At 36.2% G+C, this 22651-nt stretch carries 23 protein-coding genes and 3 pseudogenes; 10 read left to right on the forward strand and 16 right to left on the reverse strand.

Annotated elements, in window-relative coordinates; translation table 11 throughout:
• Window positions 1-63 precede the first annotated feature (63 nt).
• From H4J52_RS01685 to H4J52_RS01700, 4 genes are all read right to left on the reverse strand, one after another.
• Window positions 64-522, reverse strand: coding sequence for an Lrp/AsnC family transcriptional regulator (locus H4J52_RS01685; RefSeq protein ID WP_182178213.1), 459 nt, complete (start codon window positions 520-522; stop codon window positions 64-66).
• An 83-nt stretch (window positions 523-605) separates the two neighbouring features.
• Window positions 606-1475, reverse strand: coding sequence for an amidohydrolase (locus H4J52_RS01690; RefSeq protein ID WP_182178211.1), 870 nt, complete (start codon window positions 1473-1475; stop codon window positions 606-608).
• Window positions 1476-1530: 55 nt separating this feature from the next.
• A complete protein-coding gene (locus H4J52_RS01695) occupies window positions 1531-2268 on the reverse strand; it encodes an SDR family NAD(P)-dependent oxidoreductase (RefSeq protein ID WP_182178209.1) in 738 nt (245 codons plus the stop codon).
• Between the two features lie 35 nt (window positions 2269-2303).
• Window positions 2304-3815, reverse strand: a complete 1512-nt coding sequence (locus H4J52_RS01700; RefSeq protein ID WP_182224129.1) for a dipeptidase — start codon at window positions 3813-3815, stop codon at window positions 2304-2306.
• A gap of 272 nt (window positions 3816-4087) precedes the next feature.
• On the opposite strand from H4J52_RS01700, the gene H4J52_RS01705 reads away from it, so the two are divergent.
• A complete protein-coding gene (locus H4J52_RS01705; protein ID WP_182178205.1) occupies window positions 4088-4570 on the forward strand; it encodes a GNAT family N-acetyltransferase in 483 nt (160 codons plus the stop codon).
• A gap of 51 nt (window positions 4571-4621) precedes the next feature.
• On the opposite strand, the gene H4J52_RS01710 is transcribed toward H4J52_RS01705, so the two are convergent.
• A complete protein-coding gene (locus H4J52_RS01710) occupies window positions 4622-4795 on the reverse strand; it encodes a DUF3545 family protein (RefSeq protein ID WP_182178203.1) in 174 nt (57 codons plus the stop codon).
• 172 nt (window positions 4796-4967) lie between these two features.
• On the opposite strand from H4J52_RS01710, the gene H4J52_RS01715 reads away from it, so the two are divergent.
• Window positions 4968-5216 (forward strand): hypothetical protein, encoded by a 249-nt coding sequence (locus H4J52_RS01715; RefSeq protein WP_182178201.1) that lies wholly within the window; start codon window positions 4968-4970, stop codon window positions 5214-5216.
• Window positions 5217-5379: 163 nt separating this feature from the next.
• On the opposite strand, the gene H4J52_RS01720 is transcribed toward H4J52_RS01715, so the two are convergent.
• The 5 genes and pseudogenes from H4J52_RS01720 to H4J52_RS01755 form a co-directional block, all read right to left on the reverse strand.
• Entirely contained in the window at window positions 5380-5577 is a 198-nt protein-coding gene (locus H4J52_RS01720; protein ID WP_182178199.1) for a DUF885 family protein, read from the reverse strand.
• Window positions 5578-5597: 20 nt separating this feature from the next.
• Window positions 5598-6494 (reverse strand): annotated as a pseudogene (locus H4J52_RS19795) (DUF885 domain-containing protein).
• A gap of 140 nt (window positions 6495-6634) precedes the next feature.
• Window positions 6635-6805 carry a hypothetical protein gene (locus tag H4J52_RS20355; RefSeq protein WP_182178193.1) on the reverse strand — a complete coding sequence of 57 codons (171 nt, stop codon included), beginning with the start codon at window positions 6803-6805 and terminating at the stop codon, window positions 6635-6637.
• Window positions 6753-7016 carry a glycoside hydrolase family 97 N-terminal domain-containing protein gene (locus H4J52_RS01750; protein ID WP_182224130.1) on the reverse strand — a complete coding sequence of 88 codons (264 nt, stop codon included), beginning with the start codon at window positions 7014-7016 and terminating at the stop codon, window positions 6753-6755. The genes H4J52_RS20355 and H4J52_RS01750 overlap by 53 nt, the downstream gene beginning before the upstream one ends.
• Before the next feature lie 118 nt (window positions 7017-7134).
• The gene (locus H4J52_RS01755; RefSeq protein ID WP_182224131.1) at window positions 7135-8034 is read right to left on the reverse strand and encodes a prenyltransferase; all 900 of its coding nucleotides are present in this window, start codon (window positions 8032-8034) and stop codon (window positions 7135-7137) included.
• 382 nt (window positions 8035-8416) lie between these two features.
• Here H4J52_RS01755 and H4J52_RS01760 point away from each other — a divergent pair, with 382 nt between their 5' ends.
• Window positions 8417-9892, forward strand: a complete 1476-nt coding sequence (locus H4J52_RS01760; RefSeq protein ID WP_182178187.1) for a carbon starvation protein A — start codon at window positions 8417-8419, stop codon at window positions 9890-9892.
• Between the two features lie 179 nt (window positions 9893-10071).
• Here H4J52_RS01760 and H4J52_RS01765 read toward each other — a convergent pair whose 3' ends face one another.
• Together H4J52_RS01765 and H4J52_RS20220 are read right to left on the reverse strand one after the other, a co-directional pair.
• Complete coding sequence (locus H4J52_RS01765) at window positions 10072-10371, reverse strand: hypothetical protein (protein WP_182178185.1); 300 nt, start codon at window positions 10369-10371, stop codon at window positions 10072-10074.
• A 6-nt stretch (window positions 10372-10377) separates the two neighbouring features.
• Window positions 10378-11046, reverse strand: coding sequence for an OmpA family protein (locus H4J52_RS20220; protein WP_182178183.1), 669 nt, complete (start codon window positions 11044-11046; stop codon window positions 10378-10380).
• A 314-nt stretch (window positions 11047-11360) separates the two neighbouring features.
• On the opposite strand from H4J52_RS20220, the pseudogene H4J52_RS01775 reads away from it, so the two are divergent.
• From H4J52_RS01775 to H4J52_RS01800, 7 genes and pseudogenes are all read left to right on the forward strand, one after another.
• Window positions 11361-11635, forward strand: a pseudogene (locus H4J52_RS01775) (hypothetical protein); the annotation flags it as partial.
• 129 nt (window positions 11636-11764) lie between these two features.
• Window positions 11765-13546: a hypothetical protein gene (locus tag H4J52_RS01780; RefSeq protein ID WP_182224132.1), complete on the forward strand. Its 1782-nt coding sequence runs from the start codon at window positions 11765-11767 to the stop codon at window positions 13544-13546.
• A gap of 74 nt (window positions 13547-13620) precedes the next feature.
• Window positions 13621-13857, forward strand: a pseudogene (locus tag H4J52_RS19805) (endonuclease III); the annotation flags it as partial.
• Between the two features lie 475 nt (window positions 13858-14332).
• The gene (locus H4J52_RS01785; RefSeq protein WP_182178179.1) at window positions 14333-15868 is read left to right on the forward strand and encodes an amidase; all 1536 of its coding nucleotides are present in this window, start codon (window positions 14333-14335) and stop codon (window positions 15866-15868) included.
• Window positions 15869-15973: 105 nt separating this feature from the next.
• Window positions 15974-16561, forward strand: a complete 588-nt coding sequence (locus H4J52_RS01790; RefSeq protein WP_259366579.1) for a peroxiredoxin family protein — start codon at window positions 15974-15976, stop codon at window positions 16559-16561.
• A 1008-nt stretch (window positions 16562-17569) separates the two neighbouring features.
• Window positions 17570-18202 carry a fumarylacetoacetate hydrolase family protein gene (locus H4J52_RS01795; protein WP_182224133.1) on the forward strand — a complete coding sequence of 211 codons (633 nt, stop codon included), beginning with the start codon at window positions 17570-17572 and terminating at the stop codon, window positions 18200-18202.
• A 159-nt stretch (window positions 18203-18361) separates the two neighbouring features.
• Window positions 18362-20137 (forward strand): lysophospholipid acyltransferase family protein, encoded by a 1776-nt coding sequence (locus H4J52_RS01800; RefSeq protein WP_220461057.1) that lies wholly within the window; start codon window positions 18362-18364, stop codon window positions 20135-20137.
• A 63-nt stretch (window positions 20138-20200) separates the two neighbouring features.
• On the opposite strand, the gene H4J52_RS01805 is transcribed toward H4J52_RS01800, so the two are convergent.
• From H4J52_RS01805 to H4J52_RS01820, 4 genes are read right to left on the reverse strand one after another with little or no spacing between them, the layout of a single operon-like run.
• Window positions 20201-20956, reverse strand: a complete 756-nt coding sequence (locus H4J52_RS01805) for an NRDE family protein (RefSeq protein WP_182178175.1) — start codon at window positions 20954-20956, stop codon at window positions 20201-20203.
• Entirely contained in the window at window positions 20957-21541 is a 585-nt protein-coding gene (locus H4J52_RS01810; RefSeq protein ID WP_182178173.1) for a hypothetical protein, read from the reverse strand.
• 27 nt (window positions 21542-21568) lie between these two features.
• Window positions 21569-21850, reverse strand: coding sequence for a zf-HC2 domain-containing protein (locus H4J52_RS01815; RefSeq protein WP_182224134.1), 282 nt, complete (start codon window positions 21848-21850; stop codon window positions 21569-21571).
• A 1-nt stretch (window position 21851) separates the two neighbouring features.
• Window positions 21852-22520, reverse strand: coding sequence for a sigma-70 family RNA polymerase sigma factor (locus H4J52_RS01820; RefSeq protein ID WP_182178169.1), 669 nt, complete (start codon window positions 22518-22520; stop codon window positions 21852-21854).
• Window positions 22521-22651 lie beyond the last annotated feature (131 nt).

The raw sequence follows: 22651 nt of genomic DNA on the forward strand, positions 1-22651 counted from the left end.
CTAAAGTATACACTTGGTTTTTAGACTATTTTATGACTTGAGGAAAGCGATATCTAAGCTAGATTACATATAGTCAACCGGTAGTGCGGTAGTATATTTAATTTCTTCCATGGCAAAACTTGAACTAATATCAGCAAAGCTTGCTTGGCCTATCAGTTTCTTATAAAAAGCATCATAGGCCTTCATGTCTGAAACCACGACACGGAGTAAGTAATCAACCTCGCCACTCATCCGATAAAATTCAATGATTTCTGGAAATTTTTTTGAGTTGATACTGAAATCATCAAGCCAGTCAGGGTTATGTTGGTTGGTTTTTATCATTACAAAAACCGTTAAGCCAACATTTAACTTCTCCGGATCAGCCAAAGCAACACGACCTTTTATAATGCCGTTTTTTTCCATGGTTTGAATGCGCCGCCAACAAGGGGTTGTTGAAAGACCCACTTGAGCCGCAACCTCACTGATGGGCTGTGTACAATCATTTTGTAATATTTTTAGAATTTTTCTGTCGAAGTTATCCATTAATTGACCCATTAAAATATAATGTAATGGAATACTATTTTATCTGAGGTGTTGTGGGTAGTTTTTTTTTCTTAGTTTAATCTTTATGTTGAAAACTTATAAAATTTTTGCGCATTTTTATAACATAATAATTCAAGATCGTTTACTGATAGTTGCTTGTTTTGTTGATGAGCGAGCCAGTTTTCTTGATAACTCTCTTTAAATAAACATAAAGGGAAATTACTCGCTAGCATGGTTTTATTTACGCCAAAACTTGTTATGCATTGTTTGATAACCTGTTGTTGCCATAACAACGAGTATTGCCGATTAGCCATTTCAAAACCTGAACATTTAAGGTTGATATTGTCATAGTGTCCAAGTGCTTGAACACTTTGTTGCCAATTTATCCATGCGTTACTACGTGTGTCTTCAGGTGGCCAACCCGCGTGATTAATGACTAATTTTAACGTCGGTAGTTCATTGACTACTTTTATTAATTGAGCGGTGGCCTTAACATCAGATAAAGGCATTTGGCATTCAAAAATCATTTCTTGCTTGGCCAACTGCGCTAAGTTTTTTTGAACTTGAGGATTTGATAAATACTCGAAAGCATTTTCATCGAGAATATCGCGCACACCAACAACAGATTTGTAGCCGTTAAGCTTTTTTAGTGCTTGTTGAAATTCATTTGTTAGTAAACGTAAATTAATACCAGCAATCGATTTAAAGGGCAGGGAACAAGTACTTTCTAACCAAGCAATTTCACGCCAAGGCTGCTGATTATCAAAGCCGGCTTCAATATGTACAAAGCCAGCCATTTCAAAAGGAGCAGACAAATGTAGCTCTTTTTCCGTCACGTTTTTTTCGATTATTTTTTTATCGGGCCAAAACGGGGGATTATCAGCTTTTAACCACTGGTAGTCGCCTTGCGCAAGGTTAAATAAATGCAGGTGTGGATCGATTATTTTTATCATGTATTTTTATTCTAAATGTTTAAAACTAACATTGAAACTAAAGCCATCAATACTGTTACTGTGCGGTATAACCGCCATCAATCACTTGTAAACTGCCTGTAATGAATTTAGCTTTATCAGACGCTAAAAAATAAACAAGTTCAGCGACTTCTTCGGGTTGCCCTAATCGGCCTAAAGGCTGTAAAGCCGCTTCTTCAGCATGGATCTCTGCTTTGTTTGCACCCGAGCGATCACAATAATTATCAATGGCTTGATGATACAACGGTGTTTCAATAGTGCCAGGACATACAGCATTAGCACGAATATTAAAAAGAGCATAATCAAGCGCGGTAGTTTTTGCTATTGAAGCAAGCGCCACTTTACTGATGTTATAAGCAAACGAGTTTTGCTTGGCAATTAACGCTTGGTCTGAAGCCATTAATATAATCGCGCCATTTTTATTGGCTTTCATATTCGGTAATACCGCTTTTACTGCTGCATAAGCACCTTTGACATTAATATTAAGTACTTTATCGAGATCAGCTTCAGAGGTGTTCTCAATATTACCTGAAAAGTGAATACCTGCGTTCGAGATTAAAACATCAATAGTCGTTGTTTTAGCGATATCACTAATAATATCGCTAACTTGTTCAACATTACTTATATCACACAAAACATCAGTAGAACCAAGCACAGTAAGGTTACTGGGTTGTAAGTCTAGATTAAACACTTGATAGCCATGGTCAGTAAATAATTTTACGATGCTTAGGCCAATTCCCGAACTACCACCGGTAACTATACATGTTTTTTTCATACGTATTCCTATTCCTTACTGGCTTATCTCATGTGTTATTGCGCTTTGGCAGCAGCCATTTCAACTAAAGCTGCTGTATACATTTTTAAATTTAAAACAAACTGTTTCATGGTAATAAATTCATGCTCCGAATGTCCGGTATAATTGGCATTGGGCATTGATGGACCAAAGCTTACGGCATTGGGAAATAAGCGTGAATTTGTTCCACCACCAATAGCGATAGGCTTAGCATCTTTTATTCCGGTAAAGTGTGAAAATACAGCCAGTAATGTTTCAATATGTGGGGCATCTTTTTGAACAAAAGGGTCGCCAATATAATACTCTAATTCGGTAATGTCAGCCATATTCGTCAGCTTCCATGTTGCGATAACATGATTAATTTCTTCTGTTAGCTGTTGCGCTGATTTACCCCGTGGACGACGAATATTAATATTCAATTCAATGTTGTTTTTAAGTTGTTTAATAACCGTCGGAGAAACCGTCATAGGCCCCATAAAATCATCACTATAGGCAATGTTGCCAAACTTTTTCCCTTCTAACCCTAAACCAATATTGTCATTAATAAAGTTCACTAATGTACCTGCACCGTTACTTGGCCAGCGTGTTTGTGACAATAAATCAGCTAAGAATGGAATAGCATTCACGCCTTCTTGTGGCTTAGATGAGTGAGCTGATTTTCCTAGTGCGGTTACCGTTAATTGGGTCTCTTTGAGTAAGAAATCAAAACTAACACCTTGATAGTCTCTTGCTTTGTCCATCATTTGCTGCAGTAAAGTCATATCTGCATTTGCAATGACCGCTTTAGCATCTTCAGGTATTTGACTACCAAAAAATCCGCCACTAAATTCACTGATATAAGCGTCAAAACCTGTGTAATTATTTTTATTAAAAGCTATTTTTATGGTTCCGTAGCCTTTTTCTGCGGTGACCACAGGATACTCTGCATCAATGGTAATATTGGTTTGTGGCAGTGTATGCGTTTTAATATACTCTTGAAGCGGTCCCCAGTCTGATTCTTCTGCCATATAAACATATAATTCGATACGTTTATTTAGTTTTATATTTTTGTCTTTAATCGCTTTCATGGCATAGAGCGCTGTTGATATTGGGCCTTTGTCATCTTCTGTACCACGGGCGATAAGTTTGCCGGGCTCTGAAGTGGTATCAAGTTCAAACGGCGACTTCTGCCATTTTTTAGGATTCACTGGTTGTATGTCGCCGTGGGTGATTATTCCTACCCGTTCTTTACTTTCGCCAAGACCAATAACAACGACATAACCATCATCAGTATAATCAAAGCCTAAATCTTCAGCTTGTTTTTTAAGCTCTGCTTTAAAAGCAATATGCTCAGGATTGTTATTCGCTGAAACGCCATCAACAGCTAATGTATTGTATTTCACTAACTCAGTTAGGCTAGCAACCATAGAGGCTTGATAGGTTTGAACGGCGTATTCAGCTGTTTTTTTTGCAGTTGGGCTGATATCAGCTGAAAATACTGGCAAAGTGATAAAAGTGAATAATACGAGTGAAGCTATTTTATTGAACACGGACTTTCCTTTTGTTTTAATTGAGATAATTGATTTTTTATTGTAGCGATAAAATGATCTTTAAACAGTGATCATTTAAAAAGTGTACCTGTGCCATTTTTCTATTGGGTTAATTGTATCGTTTAAAGCGGTTATTTACCTTGTTAGATCGCAATTTTTTTATGGGTTCAATATTCATTTTTATTTTTTGTTCTACTGTATAGTTCGTGAGAAAATATCTTTGTACTGGTATGCTGTACAGCAAAAATTAATTAAGAAAACGAGGAAGTAAAATGTCTGAAATAATTATACGTGATGCGACCCTAAATGACGCAGAACTTTTGTTCACTTTTATTAAAGAACTCGCTATTTATGAAAAAGCAGAGCATGAAGTGTATGCCACTGTTGATACAATAAAAGACACTATGTTTTGTAAAAATACACAAGTACACGGTTTAATTTGTGAGCTTGATGGTATTGCTATTGGATCCGCCATTTACTTTTATAACTACTCAACGTGGTTAGCCAAATCAGGTTTATACCTTGAAGATCTGTATGTAACGCCAGAGCATCGAGGGAAAGGTGCAGGCTTGAAATTATTAAAAACGATGGCCAAAACTGCTATTGATAATGATTGTGCACGTTTTGAATGGAGCTGTTTAGATTGGAATAAGCCCTCACGTGACTTTTACGAAGCCATTGGTGCTGTATCAAAAGATGAATGGATCGGTTATCGTATGACAGGCAAAACCTTATTTGATTTTGCACAGCCATAGAACAAAAGAGTTAGCGTTAGAGTCAGTGCAACTTATTCCAACACTTTATGATTAAGAACCGTAGTTTTGTATGTCATGAAGCTCCTGGTGTAAACGTTTTCTGTCTTTATACGTTTCTATTTCTCGCCATTTTCTTTTACGTGAGCGAGACTCCTTTTTGTCGATAAGCAAACTGTCGAAAAGGTTAAAAATTTCATCATATTCATCAACGCTATTATGTTCCATGAGTATCCCTTATTGAGCTCTATTTAGTTAACATGATGCACTTTACAAGTTGAATATGACTTTTTTCTTACTGAATTATGACGATTAAAATACGTTGAGTTTTATTGATGTTGAGCAAAAAAATAAAGCTTGGCTATACTTGTTTTTATAGAGTCTTTTTATAGAGTTAGCGATGAAAAAAAGTAGTGACATAGAAATAATATCTCAAGCAGAGTTAGACAATCTATTACGTATTAATGAATTTATAGAGCAAGTCGATGAGAATTCGTTGGTTAGTGAACTTAAACTCGCCATATTAGATTCCGGTAAATTAGAATTAACGCAGTGGGGAAGTTTACGCGATCATATTCGAGAAATAGAGGAACTTATTCCTCATATTGATTTGATTATTAAACTTAAAAAAGAGCGACCACCTCGTTGATTTTATTAGTTTAACGCTATTTGATATAAAATTTTTTAGCGCCTGATAAAATGCCGATTATTGTGAAACAATCGGCATTTTAAATTATATGTTCAGTGATTACATCAGTGATTGATGACCACTATGTATCATTACTGCAGCTGTTGATTAACCCAGTTAACGGTTAACCTTCTAGTAAAGCCATAGGTAAACTACCACTTTTAAGTATTTGGTCATGAAAAGTTCTAATGTTGAATTTTTCAGCTAACTTTTCTTCTGCCATCGCACGTAACTGAAGGATTTTGATTTCACCCACTTTATAAGACAACGCTTGTGCTGGCCAGCTTATGTAACGGTCAATTTGTGCGGTAACATCTGCCATACTTAATGCCGTGTTCTAGGCTAAGTAATCATGGCGTGCTGGCGAGACCAACCTTTAGCATGCATACCGGTGTCTACGACTAAACGACATGCGCGCCAAGGCTCATATGTCAAACGACCAACGTTGCTATAAGGGTCTTGATAAACCCCCATTTCTTTGGCTAAATGCTCTGAATATAGACCCCAACCTTCACCAAACGTGGCGTGGTAAAGTGTTTTTCTAAACTCTTGCATATTAACTTCTTAAGGAATAGCACTTTGCATATGATGGCAAGGTTCAGCTTCATGAAAGGTTAAGGCTTCTAGGGTATATAAAGGCTGACTTTTTAGGTCTTTAGTATCGATAAAGTAAGTGCCTGAGGTAGTACCACTCCCATCTGACGCGACATAATAAGTACCACCATTAGGAGACGCTTTTATATCGAAGGTTGAGCGAGGTCATACTGAAAACCATTTGGGCAATTTTGCGGCCATTTTGCGCGTAATATAACTCGCTTTTTCAATTAAATCGCGCGGCTCATTGGTATAAAATTGTGGGTCAGTGCGCAGGAATCTGATAAAGTCGGTAAAATCACCTTTAAAATTAACCTCTTTAATAATCACATTCATTTCTTGACGAATACGTGCTACTTCATTTAAACCTCATTGGTGAATTTCTTCAGCTAACATCGATGTGGTGGTGTAAAATTCAATAAGGTACTGATAATATTCTTTTCCACCTTTAAATGGGCTTATACCAACATTTTGACGACAGTTAGTCATGTATTCTTTAGTAAAAAAAGCATAAAACTTTTGATATTCAGGAATCACTTTCTGAGTGTTCAGTTCCGCGGCTTTACGTTGATAATTTTCTTTGTCATTGGCTGATATTTTGTAACATCGACTATTCTCAGCGTTTGAGTGTAAGAAAAGGTAGATAAAGTAACCTCCACCTACCTTTTAGCTGATTTAATTATAAATGATTGTAGGCAACTTAAAACGGTTAAAATTACCGTTATAAAGCTTTAAAGTGAATAGCAGCACTGCCGATGGTGGCGAGTGGTAACACTCATTCATCGTTAGCCGCGACTTGTATTAAATAGACGGAAACGTACTTTGAATTTTTCACCCTCGATCTTCTTGCTCGTTAAAAAAGTAACTAACAGCTCATTATGATGATCAGTAACATCTTTACGTTCACCCCCAAGGTAGTTGCCATACTTTGTTAGCTGATTTTTCTTGGTGTGCATAAAGGATAAATCCGTCGCTAAATGCAATTGTATTTTTAAACGCTAAACCCCAACAAGATGGCTTGATAATGCTTCCACCAATAAAATTAATCGCGTAGTTTGGTTTTCTATTATCGTTAACACTGAGTACTATTTTTACATCGGGTGAACTTACTTTAACCGTTTGTGCGAATAACGTTGGGAATGAAAGTAGTATAATAAGGCAGAGCATTATTTTTTCATGAGTGTTTCCTAATGTATTTTATTACATCAAGCATAAAGCGCCTTTGATAAATTTACAGCTAAGCTACATACGTATTCATTAGTTTATATATGATTAATTACTTGTTTTAGTTAATAAAAACCGTAATTGCAATAGTTAAAGGTGTTAATAAAGTACAAGCAATATTATAGGCAAGGTATTTGGGTTGTTGACCAATACTGGCGCCAAACTTTATAGCGCCATATAAAGCAATATAAGCCAACATTTGTGGAATAAGCGCAAGAGCACTCAATGCAGGTAAGATGTTTTGACTGATATAGAAAAGAATCAATAAAGTTGAGCACACGGAAAATAACGCAAAAATGCTATTACTGGCCTTTATACCAAAGGCAATTGGAAAATGGTTGCGACCAATCGATTTATCAGCATCAATATCAGGATATTGATTTAATAATAATAAGTTATTGATCAGAAAAAAGGGGATAACACCAATTACCCAAGGTGTTGACGAAAAATGTCCTGATAAAACAAGTTGTGTACCTGCCACCATTAGTAAACCAAAACTAAGACCTGGGGCAACCAAGCAGATAAGTGGCCGTTTATTGATCCATTTAGTGTAACTGACAACAATGGCTAAACCGAGCACCCCTATTGGTATTAAAGGCATAATGGCTAAACCATGTAGGTATATGAAATAAAAGCCAATAAAAAGTGTCAGAAGGGTAGAGACAATTGCGGCTGTTTTTACCCATGGCAGTAATTCAGGCTGTCGGCACAACAAACCGCTACCACCGCTAAAGGGGGTACGCATTGTTTTTAGGTCTAAGCCACTTTGGTAATCTTGATATTCATTAAGCGTATTAACGCCAATATGTGCCAAAATGCCACCCAACATAACAATGGCTAATAAGCAAAAATCAATAGCACCTTGCTCTTTGTAACTGATGCTAGCACCAAGAAATACACAAATAGGGGCTAATACCAAAAAAGGTACGCGAAATGATGGAATAATAGTAGCGAGTTTCATGCGTACTTATGTTTTTTAATTTACTAAAGATTAGCGTAAAATTATTTTTATTCAAAAAATGAGTGTATTAAAGTGAGCTGCAATCTCATGTTTGTGTAAAGTGGGTGAGATTAGAGTTCGTTGAAGAGAAAAATTCAGCTAACTCAATAACGCTAGTGAGCACAATATATGGTTAGACGATAGGAAACTAATCGTTTATAAGTAAACACACTCCAGTTAGTTAGCCTTAATTACCTATCGTTAGATAATTAAGTGTTCCTTAATAAAAATTCTCCTTTAATACTTAATTTATATAGGCATACTGAACGTAAGTACGATTGCACACATACCTGCCAAGTACCCTTTATTGAATCTATTTATTAGGACGGAGTAATAAACACTTATGATTATCTTTTTTATCTGCATCACTCTATTAATATTGGGTTATAAGTTTTATAGCCCTTTTATTGAAAAACAAGCAGGTATCGACTGTAACGTTGAAACACCTCAAGTACGTTTTGAGGAGGGCGTTGATTATGTTGCTATTCATCCGGTTAAAGCCTTTCTTATTCAGTTTTTAAATATTGCGGGTGTAGGTCCTATTTTTGGTCCAATTCTAGGTGCCCTCTATGGTCCGGTGGCACTTATTTGGATTGTATTAGGTAATATTTTAGGCGGTGCTGTACACGATTATTTCTCTGGTGTAATGAGTATTAAAGAAGATGGTAAAAGTTTACCTGAAATAGCGGGGCATTATTACAACGTTTATTTTAAAGGGGTCATGCTAATATTTACCACAATGCTGCTATTTTTTGTTGGCGTTGTCTTTATTATGAGCCCTGCTGGTTTATTAAGTAATCTAAGTTACTTTGAGGGCACTTTTTTAGCGGGTAACACCTTTTGGGTACTAGTTATTTTAGGTTATTATTTATTAGCGACATTATTACCTATTGATAAAATAATAACTAAGCTCTACCCATTGTTTGGTTTACTTATGATAGTAATGACTTCGCTTATCGCTGTATCATTACTTATCGATGCCCCGCATTTACCTGTTGCAGGCGATTTTTTGGGCTATTTCAATGCAGATCATTACAGCCATGATTTCTTAGAGCCTAATGCTGACGGACTTCCTGTATGGCCATTATTATTTATCACCATTACGTGTGGTGCAATTAGTGGTTTTCATTCAACACAAGCGCCAATTATTGCGCGTTGTTTAACCAATGAAAAATATGTGCGCCCGGTTTATTATGGCGCGATGATGTGCGAAGGTCTTGTCGGTTGTGTATGGGCGTTGGCTGGTATAGCGGCCTTCCCTGAAGGCTACTCAGAACTAAAATCATTACTTGATCAAGGTGGCCCGGGTTTAGTGGTTAACCATATTGCAAACAGTTATCTTGGCGCACTCGGTGGAATTATGGCTATTATTGCCGTTGCAATATTCCCTATTACCTCAGGTGACACTGCTTTTCGTTCATTACGCTTAACGTTAGTCGATGCGTTTAATATTCCTCAAAGCTTACGTAATCGCTTACTGTTAGCTGTACCTATTCTTATTATTGCTTATTTCATGACAAAACTAGATTTTTCAATAATTTGGCGCTACTTTGCTTTTTCAAATATGCTACTTTCTACCAGTGTGTTGTGGCTGGCAACTAAGTTTTTATTTGATCGTGGTACTTTCCATTGGATAGTAAGTTTGCCTGCTATTATTGGCACGAGTGTTAGCATCTCTTATATTATGACCGCAGGAATAGGACTAAACTTACCTATGGAACATGGCAAGTTAATTGGAGCGATAACGGGTGCTATATTACTTATACTCTTAATTGTGGCACATAAGAAACATGGTCAGGTGGCTTCTGTATCACCTTAGCGTTTTGGTAGTTGAGGTGGGATGCTAAATAAAAAAAGCAGTGCTAATAAGCACTGCTTTTTTTGATAAGTATAACGAGCAGTTTGAGTTACAAGTTATCGCGGTTCATCTCAAATTTTATGGTAAAAAAGCCCCTGAATATGAGGAGCTTTTTAAGGAGTATTTAAAACTGAATGATTTTAAGCTCTAGGTTGACAACCCTGAACAAGCAGCGCAACACTGGCCGCTGATTTTATACTGTCGTAGTATGAACTAGCACTTTTTTCTGTGCTTTTCTTAATCACTAACCCTGACATCGCCGCAATTTGTTCAAGTGCTGCGAAAGAAGTTTTATCTGCCTCATAGGCAGCAAATGCAGCATTTATTTGTCCACAAGAATAAATATTAGCTAAACCTTTTGAAGAGGCATTTTGTAGCTCTGTTGCCGTTTGACATGCTGTTAATGTTACGAGAATTAAAAGAGCAAGTAAATATTTCATACGGTATTACTCTGTAATTGGAAGCAAAGTGATTTCTACTCTTCTATTAAGTTCTTTACCGGCCTTTGTATTATTACTTGCAACAGGCTGAGTTTCACCAAAACCAATCACTTCAATTCTATCTATAATAACACCTGCATTATTAAGGTAGGTAGAAACAGACTGAGCGCGGCGCTCTGATAAACTCTGGTTTAATGCGTTAGAGCCAGAGCTGTCAGTATGACCTGCAACGACTATCAAGGTTTTGTTGAATTCTTGTAATACTAAAACAACCGAATCTAAAACAGATAAGAAACGTTGATCAATATTGGCATTACCTGAAGGGAAGGTAATGTTGCCAGGCATAATTAAGTTGATGTTATTACCTTCACGTTCAACGCTAACACCTGAACTACGCAATTGTTTTCTCAATTCAGCTTCTTGTGTATCCATATAATAACCAATACCACCACCAATCGCCGCGCCGCCCGTTGCAGCTTTCAATATTCTACGATTCCTTTTACTTATATCATCCTCATTTTTATTGGCTAAATAAGCTGCCACAGCAGCAACACCTGCTCCTATACCCGCGCCTTTCGCGGTATTGGTAACTTTTTGCTCACCCGTATATGGGTCAAAAGTAGCACAAGCGCTTAAGGCTAGACAAGCGATTAGAGGGATAGTAAATTTTTTCATTTTGTTCCTTAGGGGAGTGATTTGTTTGTTTGTGCTTTGAGTGTATTAAACTAAAAAGGTTACTCTTGGTAACAATGCGGTGATTATAAGTGCCGAGGCTTGTATATGTCTAGGCGTATTCATCTGTGATTTATTAAGGATTAAAATTACTGAGCATATCTTAGCCCAACAAAGTGGTATAAGTGACGATTAAACTAAACACCCTAATCGGTTATGTTTTGGCACTAACTTTTATTCTTGCTAATGCTCTCTTGATGCGTATTGCTGACGTTAGGTATTAATTGAACATTAGAGCAACTGCTAGCCACAAGCTGACATTAGCTATCGACACCCACATCGATCGTGTATAACCCAAATTAGATTTGCTATGGGTAACAATGTAGTGTGAGTTGAAAAAAGCTACTCAAAGTTGTCTCTAAAGAATTCAACGTTTATGTACACCATTGGTGTATTCTGCATGGTCGATACACCTATTTTGCACGTAAACCAAAGTGTGGTTCTTGCATAATTGAAGATTTGTGACTTTAAAGATAAAGCAGAATACAAACACTTTATAGGAAATATTGGCAGAAAAGTAAGGCACTATTGATGTAACGATAGGTCAAGTAAATATTTGTAAATAAGCTTTAACAATAAAACGAGTTTTGGTATTTTGGGACAGAATTAGTTTAACTTGAGGTTCGTATAGATGATTCAAATGTTCAATAATCGTTTTCTGTTGATTTGCAGTTTATTATTTCTCACAGGATTATTAGGATGTGGTGGCGGTAGTAGTAATGATTCATCATCTGTTCCTGTTTCCCCTTCTCCCACGGTAACCTTGTCAACAACTATCGAAAGTGTTGAAGTGAACTCAGAGTTCACTTTAACTTGGTTTACAACTAATGCAGATACCTGCTCTGCGTCTGGAAATTGGAGCGGAGATAAAGCTGCGTCTGGTAGCGAAACAATATCAGAATCAGAAATAGGCAATAAAACTTATATACTTTCGTGTTCTGGCTCAGGCGGAGATAAGTCCGAGAGCGTTGGGGTTGAAATAACCTCTCAGACAAATAGTGGGCGGTGGGATCATAATCACATTCCTTATGGCATGGACGATCCAGAACGCCAATGGCTAAATATTCACTTGGCGTATGACCAATCTAAGCCATCCCCTATTTATCTCTTTGCCCATGGCAATGGTGGTTCGGCCGACGGTATGGACGAAAAAGAGTTACATGCAATCGCCAATGAAGGCTATGCAACCGTGAGTTGGGAGTCAATAGCAACAATCAGCGGCGCTGATGAAGCAGCCATGGGTATAGCTGATGCGCAAGTGATGTTTCAATGGGTAATAGCGAATGCGGATACATACAATTTAGACCCAGACCTTATTGTTGTTGGTGGGCGCTCTCGCGGCTCTATTATTAGCTGGCAATTAGCTCACAGCAATCATCCTTCTATCAAAGGGATTTATATGTATAACGCCTTACCTCGAGGCGCGTGGCAAGATGTTGGTACGTGGAGTCCTGTGGACGAGATTACTATTAATAGCCCCATTACTTATCTAGTCTACGGTCCTGATTTTGACGATGATGACCAACATAATCCTGTCTATGTAGAGCCAGTTCTTGCCCGCTTTGTGGAGTTAGACATCAGCGACAAAATAACCCGTTATGTTGATATGTGGGGGGACTTTCAGAATGAAAATGGTAGCTGGATAAATGACGCTCAAATCATGCATTATTTTCCCGAGTTCTCTTCCATAGTCAATGAGGAAGTCTCTACGCCTGTTACTGGATACAACACTCTATTTATGGGGCACAGTTTTTTTGCCCCTATCGCCAGACAAATTCCTACTCATATGACACAACTTGGTAACGACTATCATAATCAGCACGTTGAAAGGTCGGGTGGTGAGTCAGGAACGCCAATTGCCTTATGGGAAGACGAAGGTCATAGAAATAAAGTTCAAGCAATCCTAAATACAGGAGAAGTAGAATTATTTGGCATGACAGCTAATCCAACGATGGAGGGTTATACACTTTGGATAGATTATGCGTTGTCAAAAAATCCAAATACTAGAATCGTAATTGGAACACCTTGGTTAGACTTTCCTGCTGATTATAGTGACGTGGCCACCTATGAGAATACAATCGTTGATGGATTGAGCAGCAAGATACAAGTCGACATTGATGCGCTTAGGTTACTTTACCCTAATACAGAAATAATCAATTTACCTTACGCTTTTGCTGCTATTGAGCTATGGCATATGTTTGAGGCTGGTCAACTACCTGGCATTACAGAGTTAATAGGTAGCAACCGTAATACATCTATTTTTTCGGATCAAAAGGGTCACGGTCATGGAAAAGGTTTATTGCTGGATCTGGCAGAATTTATATGGTTAAGTCAACTTTATGATATTGATCTCGATACCTACGACTATAGTGCGGGTCATAACACCAATTTAAAAGAAGTCGCTAAGTCAATATTAGATAAATATGCCTACTACTTCAATTAACTAAAACGTACATCTTTGCAAATTCAGCCGTATTCAAATACGGCTGATATCTACTTTCATTATGTTTCGGCTAGCCAACAATTGCGGCAGATACCCAAGTTTACCGTGTATCTAGTCGCACTAAATTTGTCATGGGTATAGGCGTAGAAGAAGTAGAATAAAAGCATTTAAAAGTGATTCCCAAAGAATTGAAAGTGGATGTTCATCACTGGCTGATTTTTCACGGACGTTATACTTGTTTAACCCTCAAATTACGCTGTGGTTATTGTATTATCGAAAGTTTGTGTGAGTTTAAAGATAGAACAGATTAATCTGAGGCTGCTATTTGAGCGATTGGCTCATTTTCCTGAGTAAATGAGAAAAGTTTTAATTATGGATATAAAAACAGTAACGTAACGATAGAAAATATTTAACGTCTGGTTTTCGGATCACTTGTCATTAGATAAGCCAAGGTTAACATCCTGTTTCGTATTTAATTAAACATAAAATCACCTGATTTTGAATACTAATTTAGGTCTTCAGTGTGACATTAATGATCATAAGTACTCAATCACTTATTAGTATTAGAGCTGCAGATGAGTATCACCTTTTGTTCAATTTAGCATGTAAATAAGATGCTAAAATTTATAATTGCGTGAAGCCTTTCTCATTCTTTATGACGATCCATATTTGTATAGATTTGATAACACTCATTACACTTTATTTTTGTTTAAATATTAACCGCCTATAGACAAGTCCCCCCTGTTTCAATTATAAAACGTACAACGTTATACTTTAGGAATACGCATGAAGGTTTTTCAACACTTAGCTTTACTCATTTTATTAGTCACCATCACTTTTGATGTTAGTGCAGAAATTAATGAAAGCACTACCATTAATGATATTCACCAGCAAATGCAAAGCAAGCAGTTAACCAGTGAACAATTAGTTCAATTTTATTTAAAACGTATTGAAGCCTTTGATGATAAAGGCATGAAATTGAATTCAGTTGTACAACTAAATGAAAATGCACTGCAGCAAGCAAAAGCACTTGACCGTTATTTTCTTGAAAATGGTTTTAAAGGCAGTTTGCACGGTATTCCCATTCTCCTTAAAGACAATATTGACACTACAGACGGTATGGCAAATACCGCAGGTTCAGTTGCCTTAGCCAAAAATTTTCCAGAAAATGATGCTTTTTTGGTAAAACAACTTAAAGAGGCTGGCGCTATTATTTTAGGAAAAACCAATTTAAGTGAATGGGCAAATTTTCGTTCAACAGCTTCGTCAAGTGGATGGAGCGGCTTATATGGACAAAGTAGAAACCCTTACGATATAACAACCAGCCCTTGTGGATCTAGCTCTGGCTCTGGCATTGCTGCCGCTGCAAACTTTGCAACGGTGTCTATTGGTACTGAAACTGATGGCTCGGTTACTTGTCCTGCTGCCATTAACGGTATTGTGGGGATCAAACCCACATTAGGTACAGTAAGCCGTGACGGTATTATCCCTATCGCTCATAGTCAAGATACCGCAGGTCCTATGGCTAAAAACGTTACTGATGCGGTTATTCTTTTATCTGCAATGGTAAAAGCAGACAAAGATGATCAAGATGTTGTGTCTTCAAATATAGATTATTTATCGCACTTAAAGCTTGATGGTGTAAAAGGTAAACGTATCGGTATTGCGCGCAATTTAATGGGCTATCACAAAGGGCTAGACAAGGTGTTTAGTCAGGCCGTTCTAGACCTTAAAAAGCAAGGTGCGTTGATCGTTGACAATGTTAACTTTGAAAATAAAGATCAATGGGGTGATGCTGAATTTGAAGTGCTTCTTTACGAGTTTAAAGATGAACTTAATAAGTATCTGGCCAAAACTGCACTCGGGATACCCAAATCGCTGAGTGAACTGATTGAGTTCAACACAAAAAATGCTAATGTTGAAATGAAGTATTTTGGACAAGAAATATTTTTAATGGCACAAGCTAAAGGAAGTATTACGGACAAAAATTATTTGGAAGCACTCGAAAAAGCGAAGCGACTAACACAAGAGGAAGGTATTGATGCTTTGCTTGAAAAGCACAATCTCGACATGATAATTGCTCCAACTACGGGACCCGCATGGAAAACTGATTGGATAAATGGAGACCATTACTTAGGTGCTGCATCTTCTGCAGCAGCAATTTCAGGTTATCCCCATATAACAATACCTATGGGGTATGTTCATGGTTTACCTGTTGGTTTATCAATGTTTTCTGGCAAATTAAAAGAGGGGACATTGATTGAGGCTGCTTTTGGTTATGAACAAGCAACTAAACATCGTGTTGCACCAAAACTGCAGTAATTTATATATTATAAAATTGATGAGACTTGATGAATTAAATCTTGGCAAAGCACGGTCTATAGGGTTTATAACAAAAAATTATTCATAAAAGAGTTTATAAAAGCCATGATACATAAGACAAAATCTATATTTTTCATGTCGGTAGTTGCCATATTGCTATTGCCGATTATTTTTATTAAAGCGGCATTTTCACAGCAGGTCTCGATAAATGTAGGGCCAGTTGTTGGTGATAAAGCCCCCACGTTAACGGTAATAGATGAGACAAAATCAGCGGTTAACATTAAAGATATTACGGCTGAAAAAGGGGGGGTTATTCTTTTTTTTCGTTCAGCTGACTGGTGTCCATTTTGTAAACGTCATTTAATAGAATTCAATGAATATGCGGATAAATTTAAAGCCTTAGGTTATGGCGTTGCAGCTATATCTTATGATAATACTGATATTTTGAATAGCTTCTCTCAAGCAAACAATCTTGACTTTCCTTTATTATCAGATCAAGGCGCAGCAACAGTAAAAGCTTATGGTATTCTTAATAAAGATTATCAAGTAGATGATGATAATTATGGTATCCCTTATCCTGGTGTTGTGATTATAAATCCTGATGGAAACATTGATCATAAATATTTTTTTAAAGGTTATCGCAATCGTGTGAAGTTCTCTGATTTATTTGAACAGTTAAGCACACGCAATTAAACAGCTAGATTTCCACTTTAAAAAACAGCTGTTTTTATAAAGCACTAAAGTATCACTGCTTTTGGACAATTTTGATAAAAAATACGACGGGTATAGAGGTTGTCACTTTTTTATTGATAAAAAATAAATAGGTTAAATAGTAGTTTACTTTATCTTTTAACCTGTTTATAGTGACACCGTTATCTAATCGCCTCTCGTTTATTTAACCAATTATGACACGTAGTTATTATTTGTTATGATTAATGTTTTGTCTTTCCCTTTCACAGTCAGCCATAACTCAAATTATCAAGCCTAAATTGTTGTCTGAGGTTATCAAGATTCATTATTCTCTTGATCAGATATTTATAAATATCTAAACGTTTTCACACAGTAATATGGCTTTTATTATTAATGCGCAGATGCGCAAATTAAAGAGTTTTATTATGTCTTATACATATAAAGGAATGATTTATTCAATTAAGTCACCTATTAATTCCATTTCAGTTAACAAACATAATGTTGTTGTTAACGATCAAAATGGTACAAAGTTAATCAAGTTTGGCAATATTACCGATTCTAAATGTTTTTTAGAATGGATATACCAAGCTTAGTAAGCAAGATAAACCCTCACTAATCACTATTAGCTGAGGGTATGATTTTAATAACAATGAAGTTTACCCCTAAAGCTTTATCTAAATATATGCCATTGAGTTTGGTTTAATTTAAAACAACTTCCCCCGTGCTTTAAAATTTTTTGTAACGAGTGCAACACCATAGTGACAATACTTTTTTCCCTATCAATTGTTTACTCACATTTCATAACCTGATTTTATAGTCAGTTAATATTTCAATATTACTGGTGCGTATAGCCTCGTGCCCAGCGCTTGAACCACTCTGAGTAAACGTTAAATTATTGCTCTTCTTCTCCTATATAAATTTAGGGTTTTACGGTAGATTATAGTGATCAAATAAGATCTATTGTTTGGTTTGCAGAACAACCCAAAGCATCCGAATACAGGAAAAGTATAAATGAACAATGTTAAGTATGAAGGTATAAACTTTCAGCCAACTAAGATTGTCTGCATCGGCAGAAATTATGTAGAACATATTGAAGAGCTAAACAACGAGACACCCTCTGAGCCTGTGATCTTTATTAAGCCTAATTCCGCTATCTCTGACCATATTGAAAGTAATCAAGATGAAGAAATACATTATGAGGGTGAAATTAGTTTTATTATTGAAAACAATAAAATTTCTGGTATTGGTTTTGGCCTAGATCTAACTAAAAGAGCGGTACAAAAAGTACTTAAGTCTAAAGGGGTACCTTGGGAGCGAGCTAAAGCTTTTAATAAATCGGCGGTGTTTAGCGATTTTGTAAGATGTAGTGATGATTATAAAAGTTATAAAATGGAACTATTTATAGACAACCACCTTAAGCAATTAGCCAATTATGAGCTTATGATCAACAAACCTGAAATATTAGTTGCTGAAATACAAACATTTTTAACACTTGAAGATGGCGATATCATTATGACAGGCACACCAAAAGGTGTTGGAGTAATAAATTCAGGTGAATTATTTACCGCTAAAATATATAAAAATGAACAAGTTATTATTGAAAAATCGTGGTGTGTTGATTCATTGTACAGAGAAAAACAGTGACATTTGAGTAAAATTTGTAACTTGTTAATCACTTCTAACATCAAAAAGTAGAGTCGAGTTTTTTAGCTGTATTTAACTAGTTGATTAACTCAGTAATAATTTAGCGAAGTTATATAACCTCTTTAGGCTTATCCTTTTTCCTTATTAATTGAAGATATTATGAACATTGAACCATTAGATAAACCTTATTCTGATTTGAGATTTGCTGCCATGGCGCCTAATACGTTTATGGGTAAAATTATTAAAATTTTTGGTCCTTTCTTAGATAAGTTATTAGGCATAAATAAACTGCGTAATGTTTATGAGTCTTGTGAATTGTCGGGGTTAGACAAGCAACAGTTTTCACAAAAATTACTTGATGGCTTAGGTGTTCAGGTGTCAGGTGTTAACGGTGTTTTAGAAAAAGTACCACAAAGTGGTCGATGTGTTGTTGTCTGTAATCACCCTTATGGCATGATTGAGGGCGTTATTATCGCTCATTTGCTTACCGAATTTCGTTCAGACACCCAGGTAATGGCGAATGTTGGTTTACAAATATTTAAAGAAATTAAAGATTATTTCATTTTTGCTAACCCTTTAAAGCCAAAAGCCAAGATAAATACTCTGGCAATAAAGCAATGTTTTAGCCACCTTGAAAATGACGGTTTATTGGTTTTATTTCCAGCGGGAAGGGTTTCGTTTTTTCAGTCAGACAAACAAAGAATAACCGATGGTGACTGGAATCGCTTAGTGATTAAACTTGCCAAAAAAACAGGTGCACCTATTTTACCTGTTTTTATTTCTGGTACTAATAGTCAGTTATTCCATCGTATGGGCAGAATTTACTACCGCTTTCGACTGTTGATGTTGGCCCATGAAATGTTTAAATTACAAGCACATAATATTGATTTAAAAACCAATAACTTACTGTCAATTAAGCAACTTAATGAATTTAAAGGTATTAAAAGAATGAATGATTTTGTGCGGTTACAATGTTACTTAAATGATGAAAACTATTTTACGCCTTGGCTTGAAGATGACGACCCTATGGCATTTAAAAATATTATCCCGACCGCAGATAAAGTCAACATTAAAAGCGAACTTGCTCAGTTGCCTGATGAACAGCATTTATTAGATTTTAAATCATTCTCTGTTTATTATGGCTATCAAAAGCAAATACCACTATGTGTACAAGAAATCACTCGGTTGCGTGAAATAACCTTTCGAACGTTAGACGAAGGGAGCGGTGAAACATGTGATACCGACAAATTTGATGCAACGTATATGCACTTATTTATTTTCGATCATAAAAATGAAGAGATTATTGGTGCGTATCGAATTGGGCAGACTGACCTTTTACAGAATGAGGGAGGCGTATCACAACTTTATCTTTCGCAGATGTTTAACTTTAGTGGTGGTTTTATTAATCAGCAGCAACCTTGTTTAGAAATGGGGCGATCATTTATTATTGCAGCCCACCAAAACAGTTTTCATGGCTTATTATTATTATGGAAAGGTATTGGTGCGTTTGTTTGTCAAAACCCACACTATAGAACATTGTACGGTACGGTATCATTAAGTAAATTATATGACCCTCGTTCAGTTGCTTTAATCGATGAAGTTATGGTGACTAACAAAGCTGGAGTTAACGCTAAAGCAGCATTTAAAGGGCAACTTCATCCAGAAGTAAAAGATTTTATTAGCGCCACACCTGTCGAGCTAAATCAGTTGTCGGCATTAGTGATAGGAATAGAAGAAGACAGCAAAGATATTCCTGTATTATTGAAGCAGTATCATAAACTAGGGGCTATATTTCATTGCACCGGTATCGATGTTAACTTTAATCATACGCCAGGTTTATTGCTCAGTGTTAATTTACCCGAGGCGCCAGAAAAGCTATTAAAACTTTATCTAGGTTCATCTAAAACGGCGTATTTAAACTATGCTAAAAGCTAAAAGCTAAAAGCTAAAAGCTAAAAGTAAATGATTCATCAAGTGCGGTTAAAGTGATAATAAGTGTTACGCTAATGCCGGTCTCTGTTCTTTGAGACAGGCAACGGTATGAGATTTCTGCACAACATTGTCAAAATATTCGAAACAAATTTCATTTTTCTTAGATAAGTCACTGTTAACAGATATATGAGAAATACTAACGGTTCTCGCATCTTCTCTTTGCATATTTACAGAATACTGACCATTTTTTTCTGTTGAAAAATGAAAGTCTCTATGTTGATTTGAATGGGGGTTATTTATATCTACTGTACCGATAAAACGAGATTTTCTTTTTTTACTGACATCAATAAAGTCAATACTTGATGAGGTGATAGGTAAGTCAGCCTTAACATCAACACTTACATCAACAAGTTCACTTCCATCCCATTTTACACAATGAATCGTTGGGTTGTCTTTTGATAAAGTATCAGGAAAAACACACAGCTGAAAAGGTTGAAACACCTCTAAATCCATAACTTTTAATTGCTTAATAACACTTTCTTGGTTTTGCAATAAAGAAAAAATAAGCTGTCCACGGCTCATTATATTATCTTTATCTTTATTTATATTAACAACTGCTTGGTAATTGTTGAGCAGCGCGAGTGACATTCCTTGTTTAGTCACTGCAATCCAAGTTCCACCGCCCTGTGGGTCTATAGGGTAAATAGCATTATCAATTTGATGTGGTTGAGGGGGGATAGCCAACAAACGCGTGCGCTGTTCGTCACGATTAAAAAACAATTCATAGCCATTTTGATTAAGTAAATAGGTTAAAGTGCACATTTAATTCATCACGGGCATAGTCGTTTGGTGATTGTTCGTCTCTTTATTTTTGGCATCAACAGGCCGTTCACTGTTTTCTCTTAAAAAAGTTGCTGTTGCGGGAGCTAAGCCAAAGTTATGTGGTAGCTCTGTTGTTTGTACCGAACTTTTTTGAGTAAGAGATATTTGAGCAATCATGGCAAAATGGTGAACTGCATGGCTGCCGGCAAAAACTAATTCTCTAGCAATAGTGGTTTGTACTTTTTGAATATTTTCATTGTCTATTGACACTTCTGTTGATAACGTAACTATCTTACTTAAGTCATGCTGAGAAAGGTTTTTGATCCAAACCGTTATTTCAGTTAACTTCCCTGCGGCAAGCTCAGGAGATGACTCTATTTTACTCCCTCGAACTCTAACATCATAATTAATTAACTTGCTTTCTATACCTGATATTATCGCTAAATAATGATCAATAATATGCCGCATATGGGCACCTGCTGAACTCATAAAGTTAGGCGATGTAATTTCTGCATAATGTTTTTTAGACACTTTATTAAGGTATTGCTGAGCTTGTTCAATAATGCCTAATTGACCCATGACCATGCGGTTATATTTCCAATTGTGAATGAATTACTTAGATGTTCTACTTTTTAAGATAGCTTGCATAAGATCTTCAGGTATCTTGGTGGCTTGATTCGTTTTAATAAATCCTGCTTGAGAAATTCGAATGGCATTTACATAGCCCTCTACATAACCCCTACATTCGCGGCACATGCTTAAGTGCAGCTTAAATGTAAACTTTTCAAGGTAAGACAAGTTTCCTTCATGAAAATCATACAAAAAACCATCAACCTCTTCACAGGTCAACATACCAGGCATATGTTGGGTCATTAATCGTTTAATCATTAGCATGTCAGTTCACCTTCCAATTGCTTTCTATGCTTGCTCTGTCTTCCTGTTCTAAAATAGCTCTTAAAAGTAATCTGGCCCGGTGTAATTGTGTTTTAACCGAAGCTTCAGACACCGCTAATATTTCGGCAGTTTCTTTGGTATTCATTTCTTGGATGTCTCTAAGCAGTATCACGTTACAATATTTTTCGGGAAGCTGGTAAATAATCTCACTAAGCGACAACTTTGCTTCACTTTTCTCAAAGAGCACTTCAATGTTGTTGCTTAAGGTATCTTCTAGATTATTACCTAGCTCATCAGCAAACACCGTTCGTTCACCGTATTCATTGTACCGTTGAGAAAACACTTCTAATGACGTGGTATTTTGTCTTTTTTTTTGTCTAAGCATCATTAATGCTTCATTAACGGTAATACGGTGTAACCAAGTAGAGAGCTGTGAATTTTTTTTAAATGAGGAAATATTCTTAAAAACTTGAATAAATGCTTTTTGCAAACATTCTTGAGCATCGTCATCAGTATAAAAAAAACGACGTGCTGTTGTATACATTCGAACACTATATTGACGAACGAGTGTTTCGTAAGCTAAATCTTTATTTTCTATTAGCCGTTCAATCAGTTCATTTTCTTTGTTTTTATCTTGGTTTAAAATTGCAGAAGGTTTTTTTTTCAACAATGTTGTAACCTTTTAAAGTGGGCAGCATCATAGTGGTAACTTAACGAATAATTAATCGAAAATCACTCTTTAATTTATCACTCTCTTTAATGTGATTTTTAATAAGGAACAAACATTGAAAATACAATTGA

The sequence above is a fragment of the Colwellia sp. MB02u-14 genome, assembly GCF_014076915.1.
Lineage (GTDB): Bacteria > Pseudomonadota > Gammaproteobacteria > Enterobacterales > Alteromonadaceae > Colwellia_A.